General features: G+C 59.2%; 14 protein-coding genes. 2 read left to right on the plus strand and 12 right to left on the minus strand.

The genetic code is table 11. The annotated features are described in order from the left end of the window. Nucleotides 1-107: 107 nt before the first annotated feature. The 10 genes from QQS38_RS22105 to QQS38_RS22150 all read right to left on the minus strand — a co-directional run bounded on the left by QQS38_RS22105 (nucleotide 108) and on the right by QQS38_RS22150 (nucleotide 13,001). Nucleotides 108-500 (minus strand): GNAT family N-acetyltransferase, encoded by a 393-nt coding sequence (locus tag QQS38_RS22105; protein ID WP_479647490.1) that lies wholly within the window; start codon nucleotides 498-500, stop codon nucleotides 108-110. Between the two features lie 377 nt (nucleotides 501-877). After that, nucleotides 878-1,159, minus strand: a complete 282-nt coding sequence (locus tag QQS38_RS22110) for a hypothetical protein (protein ID WP_479647491.1) — start codon at nucleotides 1,157-1,159, stop codon at nucleotides 878-880. 53 nt (nucleotides 1,160-1,212) lie between these two features. After that, nucleotides 1,213-2,040, minus strand: coding sequence for a hypothetical protein (locus tag QQS38_RS22115; RefSeq protein ID WP_479647492.1), 828 nt, complete (start codon nucleotides 2,038-2,040; stop codon nucleotides 1,213-1,215). A 917-nt stretch (nucleotides 2,041-2,957) separates the two neighbouring features. After that, nucleotides 2,958-4,667, minus strand: a complete 1,710-nt coding sequence (locus QQS38_RS22120; protein ID WP_479647493.1) for a hypothetical protein — start codon at nucleotides 4,665-4,667, stop codon at nucleotides 2,958-2,960. Between the two features lie 5 nt (nucleotides 4,668-4,672). Continuing rightward, nucleotides 4,673-7,219 (minus strand): hypothetical protein, encoded by a 2,547-nt coding sequence (locus QQS38_RS22125; RefSeq protein WP_479647494.1) that lies wholly within the window; start codon nucleotides 7,217-7,219, stop codon nucleotides 4,673-4,675. Nucleotides 7,220-7,244: 25 nt separating this feature from the next. Continuing rightward, the gene (locus QQS38_RS22130) at nucleotides 7,245-7,628 is read right to left on the minus strand and encodes a hypothetical protein (RefSeq protein ID WP_479647495.1); all 384 of its coding nucleotides are present in this window, start codon (nucleotides 7,626-7,628) and stop codon (nucleotides 7,245-7,247) included. A 295-nt stretch (nucleotides 7,629-7,923) separates the two neighbouring features. Further along, complete coding sequence (locus QQS38_RS22135; protein ID WP_479647496.1) at nucleotides 7,924-8,739, minus strand: ubiquinol-cytochrome C chaperone family protein; 816 nt, start codon at nucleotides 8,737-8,739, stop codon at nucleotides 7,924-7,926. Then, nucleotides 8,736-9,578, minus strand: coding sequence for a helix-turn-helix domain-containing protein (locus QQS38_RS22140; RefSeq protein ID WP_479647497.1), 843 nt, complete (start codon nucleotides 9,576-9,578; stop codon nucleotides 8,736-8,738). The genes QQS38_RS22135 and QQS38_RS22140 overlap by 4 nt, the downstream gene beginning before the upstream one ends. A gap of 134 nt (nucleotides 9,579-9,712) precedes the next feature. Continuing rightward, nucleotides 9,713-10,861, minus strand: coding sequence for a hypothetical protein (locus QQS38_RS22145; RefSeq protein WP_479647498.1), 1,149 nt, complete (start codon nucleotides 10,859-10,861; stop codon nucleotides 9,713-9,715). Between the two features lie 376 nt (nucleotides 10,862-11,237). Next, nucleotides 11,238-13,001, minus strand: coding sequence for a hypothetical protein (locus tag QQS38_RS22150; protein WP_479647499.1), 1,764 nt, complete (start codon nucleotides 12,999-13,001; stop codon nucleotides 11,238-11,240). Between the two features lie 462 nt (nucleotides 13,002-13,463). On the opposite strand from QQS38_RS22150, the gene QQS38_RS22155 reads away from it, so the two are divergent. Next, nucleotides 13,464-13,901, plus strand: coding sequence for a hypothetical protein (locus QQS38_RS22155; protein ID WP_479647500.1), 438 nt, complete (start codon nucleotides 13,464-13,466; stop codon nucleotides 13,899-13,901). A 204-nt stretch (nucleotides 13,902-14,105) separates the two neighbouring features. Here the strand turns inward: QQS38_RS22155 and QQS38_RS22160 are convergent, their stop codons facing one another. Together QQS38_RS22160 and QQS38_RS22165 are read right to left on the minus strand one after the other, a co-directional pair. After that, nucleotides 14,106-14,414 (minus strand): hypothetical protein, encoded by a 309-nt coding sequence (locus tag QQS38_RS22160; RefSeq protein WP_479647501.1) that lies wholly within the window; start codon nucleotides 14,412-14,414, stop codon nucleotides 14,106-14,108. 293 nt (nucleotides 14,415-14,707) lie between these two features. After that, nucleotides 14,708-15,058: a hypothetical protein gene (locus tag QQS38_RS22165; protein WP_479647502.1), complete on the minus strand. Its 351-nt coding sequence runs from the start codon at nucleotides 15,056-15,058 to the stop codon at nucleotides 14,708-14,710. A 988-nt stretch (nucleotides 15,059-16,046) separates the two neighbouring features. On the opposite strand from QQS38_RS22165, the gene QQS38_RS22170 reads away from it, so the two are divergent. Next, nucleotides 16,047-16,700, plus strand: a complete 654-nt coding sequence (locus QQS38_RS22170) for a hypothetical protein (RefSeq protein ID WP_479647503.1) — start codon at nucleotides 16,047-16,049, stop codon at nucleotides 16,698-16,700. The last annotated feature ends 35 nt before the right edge of the window (nucleotides 16,701-16,735 follow it).

Here is a 16,735-nt window from a genome sequence, read left to right on the forward strand (position 1 = left end):
CGGTCTGTGTCAACAGCGTCTTCGCGCTCAAGCGACCCGCTCCGGTGGCCAGCTTGCTCCGATTTGCAGTTCGACGCGCTTGAGTCGTTCGCGTGCGGCGCTCTTGGCTATAGCTCAATTTCGGCTATCGACTCCGTGCTCAAGGAAAGCCACTCAGAGAAACGAAGCTCAAAATCTAGCGCCGAGATAACATTTTTAAGGAACTGTCGTCCCGACGGCGAGTGAATTTCGGCGCCTACACCTATCTTCAATCGATGTGTCACTGAAGCAGGCCTGGCATCGAACAGCCGGCCATCCAATACGCTGATGGCATGCATAGTCTTTTCAGCAACGGTTTCGGCTAAAGATTTTCCAAGGCCAATTCCACGATACTTTGCCGCCAACCAGACCTCGTGGATATCGATTTCAATGCCATCCACAATGCGAACGTTTATCGTGAACGTGCAATAGCCGATTGGCACAAAGTCAGCCACCGTGATTACCCGATAGCGAATATGCACGGAGGGTTCGATATCCGATAGAACATCCTGCTCTACCCAGCTACATGTTCCTGCGTCGAGCGCAAGGCCACTTCCATGAAGGGGCGAATAGCAAAATGATTTTGCATCTCGGCCACGGCTTGCGCCCAATTTCGCACGGAGAACACGGAGTATTTCCGATGCTCCGTCAACCCGGCTCGGTTCAACATAGTGCGTATAAGGCGGCCGCGTGTGAGGCTGCCCCACGCGGCCAGAGTCGTGGAGCTTAGGAGTGAGGTCTAGCGGAAAGGGCGTGCCGAGCACGGTCGCCACCGTTGGTCCGGTTTCGAGTTTTTCCGCACTGGCGCTCGACAAGTCCAGACTGGGCGTTATGCCACCGGCCCTCGCCCCGCGACGCATCAGACCAAATCCTCCAGACTCTCAACCTTCTCGTTTTCCAGAGGCTCCCGACGAAACACAACCGCAAAGTCAAGTGAAATGACCTGGAGTGGAAGTGCCTCCTCGTAGCCCTGCTCAACGCACAATTCTTCCCAAGTTCGGTAGACGACGCGCCAAGGCTTTTTGGCAATGCGCTGGACACCCGTCCACAAATAGAATTCATCCCATCGAATGGTGCTGCTTCCTGTGAGCCAGACCTCGTCAAGCGCCTGTCTAAGTTGTGCCTCTCGATGCTTTTCCATTTTTTTCGTATCCTAAATTGAAATGCTGACGGCCTCTCACGAATCTGGACCGGTTACACCATAACGGGGCACAGGTCTTGCTCTTGCGGAGAGTAGCCCCAATAGTCCTTCATTGATTTGCGAATGCGAAATTCCCCCCGAGAATCGACAGCCAGATTACCGACATAGGCCGTTTCAACCTCGGTCAGAAGCGCGCTCGAAGAGGGGGTGCTTTGAGCGATTCTATAAAGGACAAGCACAGCCTCGGCCTCACGCTGCGCGTCGGCACCTTCGCTCGCGCGTAACGCGTGCCTAGCAATCGCGTCCTGCAAAAGCGGGATGGCTGCACGTGCACTAGTGCCGCCACCGCGTAGGTCACTTGCCAGACGTTCCCGCTCGTCTTCATTGCGCTCAACATCTATGCCACGCCAATAATCAGGAGTACGGCCGTGGGAAGTTTTCCACAAACCGCCTGACCACGAGGCGAATTCCTCTTTGTTATCGGTCGTTGTCGAGTATGTTCCTTCGTGACGGGGCCGCGCGGACCCGGGATACCAATCAGTAAGCCTGCCTGACTCATAGGAAGTCGTCTTCGTCGTTCGATGATGCAGCTTCGGCCTGGGGTTCACTCTCGCCCAGTCTGGGTGCGGCGGCCACGTATCTGACCACTCGGCAATGCAGGTTTCGCGCGATTCCGCCGTTCCAATTTCCTTTTGAGCCTGCGTCCAGCCGCACTCCATGTCGCGGAACGGCCCCAGCACTTCGGCAAGGGTGTTGCCTATGAAAAGTGCCTTATTTCCGCCTCCCGTCGTACTGGCAACGATAGAAAAGAGGCCCAGCGCGTTCGCTCGCGCCACAAATTCGTGCATCAAGGAGTCGATTGATTCTTGCCGTGTCTTCATATTTGTTCGCTCTTGGAGTGCGTGTCTCGGTCGCGAACTGACACTGCCACGACCTGACCCGCAGGTATGCGCCCCCCGCCAACCTACGGCGCTGCGCACCTCACCTTCGACTAAAATTTACCATGTTTTATTCAAATAACAAACGCTTATTTGAATTGCGCCATCTAAATTTGGACAGCTGGAGAGCTGGGAGACTGGTGCGAGATGGCCCAGACCAGTTTCACCAAGAGCGATGTTGTGCGCCGCAGGACCGTGACTACAGCTTTTGAGAAAAGCGATGTCGAGTTGCCGCAGGGCATCGGGATGCCCCAGATGCAATACCCAGCCCCACATTCGGCGCGATGCCGTGCTCCCGTGGATTGATACGGACGACACGCGGGCAATTGCGCTCGCTGACCCTTCGGACCGTTTGAATCGCACGCCCGGCGCCCAATTCAACTACCACGAGCCGAGACACACCTCGTAGCCCGTCCTAACGTACATGCGTTTCTGATTCGAATTGCTCCAGCAGGACCCGGCACGCTGACCAGCAGCATCAGGCAAATCATGGTCACCGTTGATGTGGTCCACCGATTCGCATGGAGACTCAGCGGCGCGTCGAGAACTGGCTCTTCGACGCGCATTCCGGCATACACCGCGAGACAGGAATCGAGTAGTCCGGTTCGGGGCCGCGACGAGTGCGGACTGTGCGGAGACAGCCCGCGAGCACCCAAAGCGCGGTTCGATTCCTTGGGTACCCCGCGGCTGAACTTAATACGAGCGCTCTAGGTATCGACCCGATGCCTGAACTGGATGGCCGGCCAGCCGGCTTTTGAGGCGTGCCAGGAAGCATCGCGTGCGGGCCGACCGAATCACGGGCATCGACGCGCTATGTAGCGTTCAGTCGTCACCTGGATTACAGATGTTGGCGTGGCCGGTTACAAATTGGGAACGCCGAGAGTGAGCCGCTCGCGGCCCGCGTCCGTCAGAACGAAAGAATTAGGCCCATCGCTACTCTCGACAAACCCGCACTGCGCGAGGATGACGAGTGCTTGGCGAAGGCGGTTTCGAGCTGCACCGAGTCCCACGCCCGGGAACACGCCTTTGGCTGTGACCTGCTCCAGCCCGTCTTCGCCGATGGCGAAGATGAACCGGTTATTGGCGTCGCGGCGCACCGTTCGCTCCCGCACTACGTTGAAATGCAACAGCACGACGTAGAACTGGACGATGTGGGCAAAGAAAGCAGCTGGCCGGTCATCCTCAAAATCCGAGAGGACGCCGCGCAGGACCGCGAGCGGCAGCCGGTCGTTTCGCAGGTTAACTTGTTCCACATGAGGATTGGAAAAAAGCTGCCGCGCCTCGACGGCGCAGAACACGAGCGACTGATAGGCCTCTACCAGCGCCGCCCTTTCTTCCGGCGTTCCCTTGTCAAAATTGGAGACCTTCAGCAGCCTCTCCAGCTGCATGTCGACCCGAAGTTCGGGAACGACAATGGAAGCCTCATAGAAGGTCTCAGCGGTGGCTCCACGAAGCATATCCAGATGCGCGACGTAGCTTCGGACATCGCTGCGGAATATGTCCGGCAGCGCAGACTCCATTCTTTTCCCGAGCTGCTCAGCGCACATCGCAATGTCGCGTCGGGGCAATTCCAGCAGCGTCGCGTGATAAATCCAGACTGCCACGTTTCGCGAAAGCGTGTCGAGCGATAGCCGGATGAGTTCGTGCAGCAGCAGGTTCATCCACCAGCCCTGGAACTCCTCGAGACCCTGCGGGTTGACAGGGACCCCTTGGAGGGTCTTCCCGCGAGCCATGGTAATCCTCAATGTTTCGACATCGACCCCCAAGGTTTCCGGGTCCCGCTTCGCCTGTTCCGCCTCGAGCGCTCTAAGAAGCAGCGTGACGCCGTTGCACCGGTACTGGACCCGGCTACCGGTGACGTCATCCTTCGTCACAGGGTAATAAGCGCTCGCGAAAACCCGTCGTTCTCCTGGCGAGGGAGTCCGCACATCGAGCAGCTCGCCCATTTCCTGGACCTCTTCGAAACACGTAGTGACCTTGTTCAGGTCCGCGAGCCAGTCGTACCACTTTGAACCGCGAACGGCCTTGTCATACTCGTCTGCCAGTTTCCTCCCTGCTGCGGTGAGCCTGTAGGTGTCACGGACTTCAGGATGTCGCTCCAGAAATCCGAGCCCTCCGGTGAGGCTAGGCTCGTACTGCAGCTCATAGAGAAACTGGACGCCAAGGTCAGTAATCGTGGCGCCAGGGTCGTCTGCAAGAATCCTCGCCACTTTTGCTGTCGCAATCTCGGTGAAACTCAGCGTTCTCAGGCTGTTGTCGGTGGGAAAGTCCCGGTTTGCACCCGCCATACCCACAACATTCTGCCTGTTGTACCAGGTCAGCAGAAGCTGGATTTTTTCGAGCCCGGTCTTCGAGAGCGCGAGCATGTCCACACCAGGAATCTCCGCCGCTGTCTCTTCGATGCGCCCGACCATCCAGCAGATAGCCGAATAGATGCGAACGTGGGCAACCACGTTATTGATGCCAGGAAATATAGAACGGTAGAACATTTCAATGAGCGCGCCCGTGCCCAGCGGGTCGGCCGCATCCATGTCCGGCACTGCGGGGATGTAGGTTGGGTTGGTGAGCATGTCGGTTACCCCTTGTAGCGGCCCGCGAGGCCTTTCTTTGCCAGCTCTGCTTTGTTGAGACCCGTAAAGAGAGCGCGCTGGCAGCCCGCGCACAGCGCCGCACGCAGCGCGAGCAGGTCAGTGATGTCCCGGGGCTTCAGCGCCACGTAGCAGCAGGGGCAGGCTTTCGACAGCGCATGTACGTTGCCAAACACCTTGTCCGCCGAGCGCCGGTGCTGCTTCACCGCTCCGAATACCTTTTCGAACTCGCGAGGAATCAACGGCTTTTCGGTCGGCCGGGTGACAATGACGGCGATGAGTTCTTCGAGCTTCTGAGAAAGGGTTTCGCACATGGCGACGACGTGCGCGCACGAGGCGATTTCGGCATGGTTCTCGACCGGAATCCGCCGGAGCCACCGGGAATGCAGCCCGATGAGCGCGAGTTGCTCGATTTCTTCGGCGGGTACCGCGCGGCCTGCAAGCCGCTGCAATGCCTCGTTGACGGCTTCGAGTGACGAATCCTGATGGTAATGCGCGGCGCAGCAGGCCATCGCACAGCAAAACGGCAGCAGCTTCGCGCGGTTTTGCGCGCTGTATTCGAACCTCGAGTAACGGTTCAGCCATCCGTCGACGACCAGCAGCTCCGAGGGCACATTCGGGTCTGCCTTGCGCGGACGACCCAGCCCTGCGAGCGCACGTTTCAGGACCGCGCCGCCGGTTAGCTCGACAATCATCGGCACAAGCGCCGATTTTGCGTCGACTTCCAGGCCGTTCGGAAGCTTGGCGATGAAGTTCTGGAACATCGTCTCCTGGGCTTCCTTGGCGCGCGCGTCGGCGTCCCCGTCTTCTTCGTCCTCGTCGTCATCGAAATACTCGTCCTTCGTCGTTTCGAGGAGCTTCAGTCGAGGACCAGGAATCAGCGCGGCGTCCCTCGGCTTGCGGCCGGGCACATCGCTGCCGCCTACTACCGATGTATCCGGCTCTTCCTCTTCCAGGTCCGAATTCAGCCATGCCAGCGCGGCTTCCAGTGAAACGTGTGTCACGGCAGCGGAAGCGCCGAGCGGCCCCAAGTCCTCAAACGCCCGGCGCCACGCATCGTATGTCAACGCTGGCTGGGGCTGAGCGGACTCCCGCGCCTGTCCTCCACTACCGCCTGTGCCGGACGGCGCGACCGGTTCCCGCGGTTGCCCGCGAGTCTTGACAGACTGCACCCACTCCAGCACCGCACGGAAGTCGTCGATACTGAACTCGCCGTCACGCATCCGGCGCGCCGCGCGCAGCAGAGTACGCTCCGCATCAGACGCTGCGAGCGACACCTCGACGTTCAGCCAACCGGAGACCCGCAGCGTCTCTCCCGTCAGAACGACGCGCAGGGCGTGCCTGTAGTCGACATTGTCTGGCACCAGCACGTCGAACTCGCCATTTTCGTTGAGCGCAACATCCGGAACAGATTTCAGGCAGACTTCTCCACCCCGGACTTCCAGGGTGACGCGCATCTCGCCCGGAGCTGGATAGACGGCGCCCCTGATACGCTGCGATGCCAGCCAGGTCGCCTGCACCGATGCACCGGCCGTCTGGGCCACCGAGCGGAAATCGCATGGCGTGTATTCGATGGGCTGCACGGATTCCCAGGTGAAGGGCGTCTGGTCCAGCAGGCGAACGAGCGATACCTCCACATTCGTCGTGGTCTCAAGGCTCTGCGAGGTTGCGTTTACCGAGCCAGTCATGACAAGCGCGCTGTCGCGCCCCTGCAGCTCGAAGCACTTGGCATGCGGGAACCGCTCGGCGCCCGCGGTCTCGGCGGCGACAAATTCGACGGCACTGGTGAAACGCATGCTGGCCTTGTCGAATGGCGCGCGCAGATTCCGGCCGATGCCTACCCGGATATTCGCTGCACCAACAGCGTCGGCGAGGTTCTGTACGGGCTGTCCCGACGGCGAATGGTATGGCGACAGAACCGTGAGCGTCGAGGGCTCGGCAACGCGGTCGGCGAGGACGGCAAACTGGTCCGCAGCTGGGTTGCGCAGCGTGTGAACGAGCCAAGTGCGGCGGGCCGCTCCGTCGATGTCGCCGGCGGCAATTCGATGCTGCCGCGCGCGGTGCGCGTACTCAAAAAGAATGGCCTTGTTTTCGGGTGCGAAGCACAAGCGGTACACCAGGTCTTCAATGAAATCCGCAAACTCGCCGAAAACAGCCGGCTCCTGGTAGGACGCGACTGCGTCAACGACTTCGAGGTTCTTCCCGAACCCGCCGAGCGTCAGGTTGCCGCTCGACACGACGAGGTGGTCGTGAGTGTCACCCCTCATGTAGACGAGCTTCGGATGAAAGACCGCCTTGCCCGGCATCAGCACCGGAATGACCCGAAACTCGATGCCGGCGGCGAGACAAGTCGCTTCGTCAGTGGACTTGCGCTCCTCGCGCGAGTCGACGAGCACGTCAATCTGCTCGCAGCCGGTTTTGCGGAGCGCTGGAAGAACGATTGTTTCGAACCACGAGATGCTGAACGTGTAGGTAGTGAACAGCGCGCGACGCGGGCGACCCTCGCCGATGAGTGACAACAGATTTCTTTGCATGGCAAACATCTTCCTCGAGCGGCAGCTACTGGACGCGCTCATAGCTCTGCGTGTCGTCCCAGAATGGCCCATCTCCATCCCTTGGGTTGTAGTCATCGGCCGCGACGATGGCGTCCACAATTTCGTCTTCGAAGTCGTAACGTTTGCCGAGAAACGCTTGAACCCAACCCGAAAGACTGTCTCCAAGTTGGCGATAGTAGAGCTCTCCGTCGGCGTCGATGTCGCGGACTGAATCGCCGACGCGAAGGCAGTCATCCATGATGGGCTCTAGGATTTTGCCGAGCCGTCCAACCGTAATGCCTTCGCGTTGTTCTTCGCAAGCGCGGCAATCGTCGACGGCGCCCTCACGACGGACCAACTCGCGGAGGTGCTCATCGATAAAACACTCGTAGCAGATGTGCTCAGGCAACGCAGTTCCCCGGGATTCTCATGGATACAACGGCGTATGGTAAGCGCAGCATCATACCTACAGAGATGTCGTGTGATTTGGCACGAAGCACATATGTATCGAACTCGTCGCTTCTTCCAGCCGGAGTGCCCCACTCCACCTTTTGCTGACGGTAAGCGTGATGCTTCAGCGTGACGCGTAGCTTTTCGGTGGCAGTCCGGAGCTGACTAGTCTCGAGAATTCGGCTCAGCATTTGTGGTGCTTTCTGTACGTATCAAGAAGTACGTGAAGTAAGCGTCGTCAACAGGAACTGTGCTCAATTCCTTGCTTGTGCGTTGAGTGACGTTCCGCATTCACTGCAGAATCTGGCCGAAGTTTCGTTGACTTTTCCGCAGGTAGGGCATGTCGCAGTTGCGATACCTTTCTGCCGCATGTAGGCAATCTGCACCACGCAAGGGACTGTTACCCTGTACGCGGGACTTGCCAAGTCAGCAATAGACCAAAGCCCCGTGACGACCCACCCGATGGGGCCTAGCGCGACGCCCAGCGTTCGCGCTACTACCGTGTTCGCCGCCATGGGCAGGCCGCGGCCAATAACGGCACGGGCGACAGAGTTCGCGACGATGAGGGCCAGGCGGTAGGATGTGAAGCCGCCTGCATTGAAGGCTGTAAGCAGGGCCGCTAGTGCTGCGGGGCCCTTCATCACGCCGAGGCCTAGGTCCTGCGTCATCTGAAGGTGTTCTTCCTCCAGCATTTCGCCCCAGGCACGCTTGAGCAGATATTCCAGTACCGCCCTTTCAATAATCGCGTCGTCGTCACCTTGCGCAAACTTGACCCCGACATGCGTCGCAACGTCTCGCAGGATTTCAGAATAGGGCACCCCCTTCCCGCGCACAAAGTTCATGAGCGTATTGCCGCCAAACAGCCGTATCTCTTTTGCAATGAGCTCGCGGTGGCTGACTTCATAGCGCGTCTCCTTCTTGCAGGCGACAAGTGTCCGGCAGACACTGTCATCCAGCATCAAACGCCCCGCCCCATTGTCCGTCAGGTAGTCGGTCAGCACGTCAAGGTCCGCCGTTTCGGCAACGGCGAGGAGTTCTTCAAGTTCCAGTGCATTCGCCTTTATGGTCATTCCTTGCTCCCGTTGGTGAATCGTGATTGGAGCATTTGTTCACGCTTTCCCGCGATAACAGCAATAGTCATAAGTCGCAGTATTTCAGGCGCCTCTTTTTTCGCCTCGCCCGCCGCGCTATCCAAGGGAGCGAGAGCCATCAGGGCCTTCTGTCTGCGCCGCTCCTCTTTCGGCACAACTGGCTCGTCGGTATGTGTTCTCCAGCGTGGCGCCGCACGTACTTCAGCGCCTTCCACATTGGTTTGCTCCTTCGTTAGGAACGAGCCTTCAATCAATTGAATCGCAGTGGACGCCCAACGAGCTCGCTCCTCAACGGAAACTCCCTGCATCTTGCAAACGAGGTCGAGAAGTTCATCCCTCTTGCGATTTTCGCTTTGGCTTGTCGTCGGCTCCCCGTGCTTCGATTGGCCCACATACTCCTCGTTCGCGCCGACACCGTCGTACCACCTCAGCGCCTCCCGGATACGCGTCCAGTCATCGCGACCCATGAAAAGGAAAAAGAGCGGAATGCCCAAGTAGTCCGCAATTTTACATAGGCTCTCAAGCGTGACGTTGGCTTTCTCGAAGTTGTCGTTCAGAGCCGCCAGTAGGTCCGTCAGGGTGGCGCGACCAATTCCGACTGATTTACAAAAGTCAATCTGCGACATGCGTTGAGGCCTTCCCTCCGGACTCTCATCATCGTGGCAAACGTTGCGTACGCGCTCCAAGTTCCGCGCAAGCGTTTTGGTCACCAGCTTGAATCCGTCGGACGGTTCATTGGCGGCTTCAGCCGAACCGCCGAGCCTTGTATTCGCACTGGCCGCGGCGGTCTCGACGCGACGCTGACTGTCCTCACTCATCTGTCGCTCCTCCCCCGTAGCGCGATTGAGATGCATCGTATCTGGGCATCACTGGAAATGCCCATTGGAATGTCTGGTTTGCCAGACAAAAGCACCATCTTTCTAATCGAATTTCTAATTGAGCAGGCATTTTCCTAGCCGAACAGCCAGCGCCACAGGTGCTTGGCAGGACGCACGGCCGTTACCGCGACCGCGCTTCCAATAAGGCCTCCGACCGCCATACCTACCGGTCCGAGCGGGGCTCCGCACAGGGCACCAGCTTCCGCCCCGGCCCATGCAAGCGCGCCGGTGGTCACTTCCTCAGCCACGGCTCCTACGGTAAGTGTGCCGTGCCGGGCATGCTGCACGAGGTTGATGCCTACGCCAAGGCCAGCACCCACTGCGCCCATTCGTTGCATGCTGCCTCCGATTGCATCACCTGCAACCCTCGTAATTCCTCGCTCGATGAATTCGACTGTGAGCGCCGTGGCTCCGCTGGTCGCGGCTGAAACTGCGGTGTCCTTTGCCACTCCCATAGCGGCCTCGCTCAGAGTCTCCTCGCCGTCGAAAAGAGCCTTGCCATGGCGAACCGCACCTGCCACGGCACCAAACGCAGCCCCTACCTTAATCGCGCCTGTTGTGCGCTCGACTAACCGGTCGCGTTGCCTCCAGCGTTCAATCTGGTCCAGATTGCCCTGGGCCAGACTGTCGCCCTGTTCGACCGTCAGCGTCTTGCTTTCGACGTCGCCGTAACGCAGCTTGTCGTCGACCTTCGGTATGGCAGCTTCCTGCGTTTCGGCGAGCTTCTGTTTGCGCGGCACGCCGCTGCGCCGGTTTCGCGCTGCCGCCTCGCTCAGCGCCGCCTGCGCATCTGCGGTCTGGCCGTGAGGAACGAGCAACTGGTCGTTTGCGGCGTACTGCTCTTTACCGAGACGCAGGCCAGACATCTTGGGGTCCGCGCTGGTCTTCACCTGAGCGCGTGATTTGACAACCTGTCCATCCACCACCCGAAGGTCCGTGCACCGGTCATTAGCAAAGCCATTTCCATGACCCGTCTGGGCGCGCGCCGACCGACCCTTGCGAACGGCATCGATGTTGAAGGTCTCCTCGAGGACGGTCTCGTGGATATTCCCGCGACGCACCGAGTCGAGCTGCGTGGTGCACGCCTGCTTGCGGACCCTGGTCGCAAGCCTGGCATAGCGGTGGTCCACCTCGCGTGCAACGCGCTGCGAGATGGGCGCCATCGCTTTGACCTCCGCACCCCGCAATGGCGATGCTGCCATCTTCTTTTTGCTCTTGCTCATCTGAAACCCCGTTTGACATTCGACAACGTTGTTTAGGAGCTTCATTTCAGCATCGGAACCGATTGTCTGTGCTGCCGACTGTCCGGCCAGCCGGACAATGCGTTGTGTACCCTTTCCGCTCTCGCAAAGGCCAGGCGCCCAAAGCAGAACACCCCTCGTGATGGTCGGGGCCAGCAGATTGCAAAACGGAGGAATCGCAGCGCACAAACTGCGCTCAAGCACTCGAGATGGCCGCGTTGCCGTGCGCGGACGACGCGAGTGCGGCCTGCGACCTTTTGTGGCCGTCGGAAGTTCAGTATTCGAAGGCCCTAGCAAGCGCGCTATCGTTGACGTGAGGTACGTAACTGCCCAGAACTAGGTTCCGGGCGTCTTCACGTCAGGCGGAAGCACTCAAACACTTTGCGCGCTCGGCGGGAGGCATCCAAGTAGGAACCGGGGTGCCTTTCTCCCACACGGTGATGGAAAGCGGAAGAGCGAATGTGCGATGGTTAAGAATCTCAACGGCGCGTGCCCACGCTTTGAACGACGCGTCGCTTTCAGCATCAAATCCCCGCTTAAATTCATCCATTGGTTGGTGGTCCATCAATCGCGCTGACGCCTTGTCTTCACCCAGCATGGGGCTCTCCTCGCGGCACACCCATTTGTCGTGGTCCTGCCCCAGCGTAGCTCTCAACCACTCCCAAGGCTGACCTCGTCTCGCCTTCTCGTCGATGCTGGACGGGTCGGGCACCTCAGCAAAATCACGAGGAGCGAAGTTGGCCCATGGAAGGACCAGCGGCGCCGAGTAGTGACCGATCACCTGGCCGTCTCGAAGCACGTGGCCCTCTTCATCTGTCGATAGGCCGTTACGCCCTTGCAGTGCGTCCTCCATCAGCGCTGTCACCAGTGTCTCAGAGCGCTTTGTGCGTTCCGACACTGACCGGCTAACCGGCGCCATGCGTTGCCGGATACCATCCCGAAGCGTCGTGCAATGCTGGCAATCGCAACGGAAAATCGACCACCGCATCCGCCAGTCCTCTCGGTCATAACGACTCTCGACGTGTCCGCACGCGCAGCGCAAGTGCCATTCGCCAGTATGTGATTTGGTCGGCAGGACATGTACCGTAACGTCGGCAGGATGACGGCATGCCGGGCACGCCACGACGCATTTCAATGCATACCTTCGTTCGTGCATGGCCGACTTCCAGTATGCGGACTCGCACGCCCTGCCGCGACGCGAGCCCTCCTTGGCCAGACGCTCGAGTTGTAACGCGGTAAAACCGGTGTTCGTGCCTGTCACTTCCTGCGAATTGAGATACAGCCAGGCGGCGATGGCATCGCTGCAGACAACCGCAATTGGCAGTGATTCGATATCCGTGTCCTCGAAGTGTTTAAAGCGGTCGAGGTACTGCAACAGGTCAGGCGAGGTGCGCTCGATGTACGCGGCAATTTCAAGGCGTTTAAGCGGAATCACATGGGCCGTCGCCTGCAGAACCTGCTCGTTCATTCCACGTGCGAACTTTTCGTCGCAGACCACCGTCATGAGTTCTGGCGCGTCGAACCCGAGGAAAAGCGCAGCGCTCGCAAGCACAGCCAACTGGCCAGCCGGCACCTCCCACTCAAACGCCTTCCACTGCGCGGGCTCAGGCAGACCTCGCGTCATTAGCGCCTCGTAGGAAATTCCCATCGATGTTGCTCCAAGCATCTTGGCAAGGACGGTGAACCCAGCGTCTGAAGGAGCCGATGGCAGGTTTTCATGCAGCTTGGCTGCAAAGCGTGCATTCGCTTCACGAACAAAGTCGGAAGCGGGCCCACGCGGGGTCAGTTGCATCAGTACAAGCGCATCGCAGAAGGGCAACCACGCCTCGTCGCTGGTGTCTTCCGCAGCCGCTAGCCGCTTTGCGCATTGCGGGACGAACCCGTTGTCCCCGTTGTAGTTGTCGAAGCTAATCGCTTTCGCAAGCGCATTCCGGATTGCACTCAGATTGAGACGCGGAGAAAGCTTTTGGACTTCATCGACAACCCGGTCGAACCGCTTTCGTAGAAGGCGAATGCGTTCGGAGGGCGGGGTGCAATTCAAGAACTGGTTGAAGTACCTGCTGGCCTCGCCCAAATAGGAGCGGACAGGTTCGCGCAGCGAAGAGAGAGTTGATTGGGGCATTTCGAATATCCTGCGAGTCGAAAAGGGCCGCAAGACCGTGGCATCCACGGCGCGACCAGTCGCCGCACTGCCTGCCATCTCGGCAGCCTAGCACGACAACTACAAGGAACGCTCACAACTGACGGACGACTACCAGCACCCTCCGGTTCGATACCGAAGGAAAAGCTGGAACTGCTGGTCAGTATGGCGGCGTTGCCTTTTCGAAAACCACAGGGGCATTCGGGGCGCTTACGTACGTTGTAGCCGTACCTCGCACCCGGGGCGGTTCCAGGAACCCGTGCGGTAAATGTAGCAGACCTCCAGCGCCCGAACAACTGAGATTTCGAACGCGCGGTTGCTCTCATGCTATGCGGCAGTCGAGGCCGCGCACGCTGCAATGTCCGTCACGCCGGACAGTAGGGTCGCTCTTCTTCTGCTAGTGCCAATACAGTAGCGTTTCCCGGCACACCATACGGTGAGAGAATGAAGAAATTAGAACGCTTCACGAAGCTGCCAGAACCCTGGCGCACTATTCTTGAAGTCGGTGAGCGGAATATCCGGCTGCTTGCGCGTCGCGACCGCGAGCCGTGGACGGCCCTTGCGATTTCGCTTCTTTCCACTGTCAACGAAGACATCCGCGACTACTACTGGCGTACCGGGCGAACGCTTGAAGAATGGGCAAGCCCGTACGCCAACGCTGCCTGCCCCTACTACCTCGCGTGCGGCAAACTGCGCACGCGCTACATCCGGCCGCAGTACGGTGTGCCCGACCATATGCGGTGGTTCGTGCATGCGATGCTGATGGCTTGTGCCGAAGAAATCGAGGCGCTGCCCACCCGCGCGTTAGCGAGTCTGCTCACGGCTGCTTCAGGCCTCAGTTCAGCCCGCCGCCAAAGAGTCGCGGGCCGAGGTGCTCGATAGCGTAGAGGACACACTCGTGCTGGAACGCTACCCCTCGGAAGGCCTCCACACCGAGAGCGTGCAGCACGAGAGTGACCTCCTCTCGCACGGCGTTCAAATGGGCGACGGTCGACGGAATCGAAGTTAAGCTGAAGCGGCGGGAACCGCAGTATCAGCGGACCGCCGCGACGGTATAAGTTGGTTGGGACCAACTGCCCCGCATCCTCAGCGACTCTTGCCGCCGACGCTGTAGGCATCGCGAACCAGCGCGACGTGTTCTTCCTGTGGGACCATCGCGGCAAGGATATCTTTCAGCGGAACATCGAATCGCGCGGCCAGTGCACCCGCGACGCACGCCGCTTCGCGCCGGCTAATCTTCTGGACGCACACGCTGCAACTGCGGCCCAGCACGTACCCAAGTCGATATTCGAGCACGCGTGAACTCATCTCGAAAATGGACGGGTCGTCGCCCGCTTCGACGCCATGCTCGAATCCGAGGTCGAAAAGTGTCTGCGGGGATGTGGGGATGCTCATCAGAGGCTCTGTTGTGTCATTTACTTTCGTGATGCTAGTCGCGTTGCAGTCGTATGCGGTCGGAAATGTCCGGTGACACGGACATGCGTGCAGAACGCATGAACCTAAAATGACGATGCGAGCGTTGTAATGGGCAGCCCCCACCATCGGCGCAACTGACGAGCAAATCTCTAAGATTTACGAAATCTCTGCAGACCGGCCCAGCTGAATACGTTCATAGACACAGAGAAATCCCGCGGCTACCGCAAGGTTCGCGCGGCGGCCGCGATACACGACCGCCGTGGTAGTACGCATTATTCTTCGGTCTGCAACGGTGACGCTTCCACCGAAACGCCGCTCTCCGGGTCGCTGGTGTCGACCGAGACGGCGAAGTGGCCCGGCGCGATGTCCTCGATGCGCAACGGGCCCATGTTGAAGACGTTCGGACCGAAAACGTCGAAATACTGGCGAACGGTGAAGCTGACGTCGCCGTCGAACGCGTGGACGCGAGCCATCAGATATACCGACTCGCGCTGCTTGTCGTCCTCGGTATCCGTTTGTGTGCTCTCGACCTCGATGTCTTCGTCATAAACGCTGACTTCGTCTTCGTCGTTAGTCTCAAGATTACGGACGATGAAGTCCCAGCGCCCATACACAATGGCCATGGCCATCCCTCCCTGAAATATGCGATGTGGCGCCGGCGCCCAGTGCGCCTGCGTCCGTGTCACCGCCAGTGAAAAGTCAGCATAGCGGTGAATAGGCGAGAGGAGGAGCGTGCTGTCCGGCTAGCCGGACAGCACGACGATTTGCGCTTCGGGTCAGCATCACAGGATTGATGGTTGGAACAGGGGCGACCCGTTCCCAGATTCCCGGACCGGGGGTACCTACGACCTAGACGAGCATGCGCAACCTCGGCCAGCCAACGAAATCACTATAGCTCGCCATATCTAGCTGGAGCATTGTCCACATCGTCCCAGCGGCAATCGACAGTGGGGTCCAGCCAGTCTGCGGCCCGTCGTATCCACGCCGCATCGACGACGTCGTCCGACGACCTCAGCTGCTTTGACTCGAACTCGACCGCCAGTGCTCGCAGGCGATTTGCTCGCTCGAGTTTCGACGCCCACTCCTCGACATGCTTCAATTGGTCAAGCGCAACTCGGCGAATCTCGCCCAGTCTCACGCGCTCGGCCTCCTTAGCCGCGGCGAGGGCGCGTTGCTCAGCTGCCATCTCTGCTTGTACGGAATCGCGGATAACCAGATGTCGAAGCCGACCAACGAATGTCTGGATTTTTGTCTCGACTGGAAGACTTCGCGTGTCTGCAATGTTTGCCGTAGCGTAGCGATGGCGTCGCCCCACGGGCCTTTGCACATTCGACCAACTACGGGGTCGCGTGCCGAGCACTCCCGACACACCCAGACTGTTGCCATGGAGACAGCGTTCGTGCCGTAAATCGCATCCATCGAAAACTCCTCTTCTATGCTGGCTGTACGCCACGGGCGAAGAATCCTTTGAGGAAGCGTTTCTCGCTCTGGGAGCAAAAATAATTTTTAGGTCGCGATTTTCGCTTGTGTATGGTTTCCTCGTTCGAATAGAGTCTGGTTTTCGCGACCGACGCACGGCCGCGAGCCTACGCGGAAGGAAAGCGAGAGACTATGAGCCAAGTAAAGTTCGAACCCTGGATTGGCGCCAACTATGCGACCACAGGATTTCGTGGTCTGCGGCTGATGCTTCTGGGGGAATCCCACTACGGACCGGAGCATCACTTGCGCCGAAGTGTCACGGCCGAAACGGTAAGGTGGCTGGGGCAGAAGGCGAAAGGTAGGTTCTTCACCACAACCGCCTGCACACTTCTCGGGTTGACCGCGGCGCATCAGTTGAAGGCCGCGGACCGTGCCGCAGTGTGGGAGGATGTCGTCTTCTATAATTTTGTGCAGGAATTTGTTCCGAGCGCAGGCGACCGGCCAAGTCCGGATGCCTGGAGGACTGCGGCGAAGGCATTGCCCGAGGTCGTCGACGTTGTGAGACCGGATGCCATCATCGTACTGGGCAAAGCAATGCAAGCGTGGCTTCCAGAGTTGCCTGATGATGTTGTTGTCATCCGCGTGAACCATCCGTCAATCGGGTACAGCTATAGCGAATGGAACCCGGTAATTGCCGCGGGAATGGATGATGCTCGTGCGCGAAAAAAGGTTAGGTTGCCGACGCAAGTCGAGCTCGAGGCTAACCCGAGATTCCGGGAGTGGGCAGAAAAGTCTGCTGCGGCAGTTCCCACAGACCTTGACGCGCTAAATGCGGGCAAAGCGTAGCCCGTGGAAGCTGTGCTGTCGGTCTGTCCTGGTGA

It is taken from the genome of Trinickia sp. Z7, from assembly GCF_056498045.1.

Bases quoted from the DNA above. Each gene is read 5' to 3' on its own strand.
- QQS38_RS22110 (WP_479647491.1), bottom strand. From the start codon at position 1,159: ATGGAAAAGCATCGAGAGGCACAACTTAGACAGGCGCTTGACGAGGTC.
- QQS38_RS22115 (WP_479647492.1), bottom strand. From the start codon at position 2,040: ATGAAGACACGGCAAGAATCAATCGACTCCTTGATGCACGAATTTGTG.
- QQS38_RS22120 (WP_479647493.1), bottom strand. From the start codon at position 4,667: ATGCTCACCAACCCAACCTACATCCCCGCAGTGCCGGACATGGATGCG.
- QQS38_RS22125 (WP_479647494.1), bottom strand. From the start codon at position 7,219: ATGCAAAGAAATCTGTTGTCACTCATCGGCGAGGGTCGCCCGCGTCGC.
- QQS38_RS22135 (WP_479647496.1), bottom strand. From the start codon at position 8,739: ATGACCATAAAGGCGAATGCACTGGAACTTGAAGAACTCCTCGCCGTT.
- QQS38_RS22140 (WP_479647497.1), bottom strand. From the start codon at position 9,578: ATGAGTGAGGACAGTCAGCGTCGCGTCGAGACCGCCGCGGCCAGTGCG.
- QQS38_RS22145 (WP_479647498.1), bottom strand. From the start codon at position 10,861: ATGAGCAAGAGCAAAAAGAAGATGGCAGCATCGCCATTGCGGGGTGCG.
- QQS38_RS22150 (WP_479647499.1), bottom strand. From the start codon at position 13,001: ATGCCCCAATCAACTCTCTCTTCGCTGCGCGAACCTGTCCGCTCCTAT.
- QQS38_RS22155 (WP_479647500.1), top strand. From the start codon at position 13,464: ATGAAGAAATTAGAACGCTTCACGAAGCTGCCAGAACCCTGGCGCACT.
- QQS38_RS22160 (WP_479647501.1), bottom strand. From the start codon at position 14,414: ATGAGCATCCCCACATCCCCGCAGACACTTTTCGACCTCGGATTCGAG.
- QQS38_RS22165 (WP_479647502.1), bottom strand. From the start codon at position 15,058: ATGGCCATTGTGTATGGGCGCTGGGACTTCATCGTCCGTAATCTTGAG.
- QQS38_RS22170 (WP_479647503.1), top strand. From the start codon at position 16,047: ATGAGCCAAGTAAAGTTCGAACCCTGGATTGGCGCCAACTATGCGACC.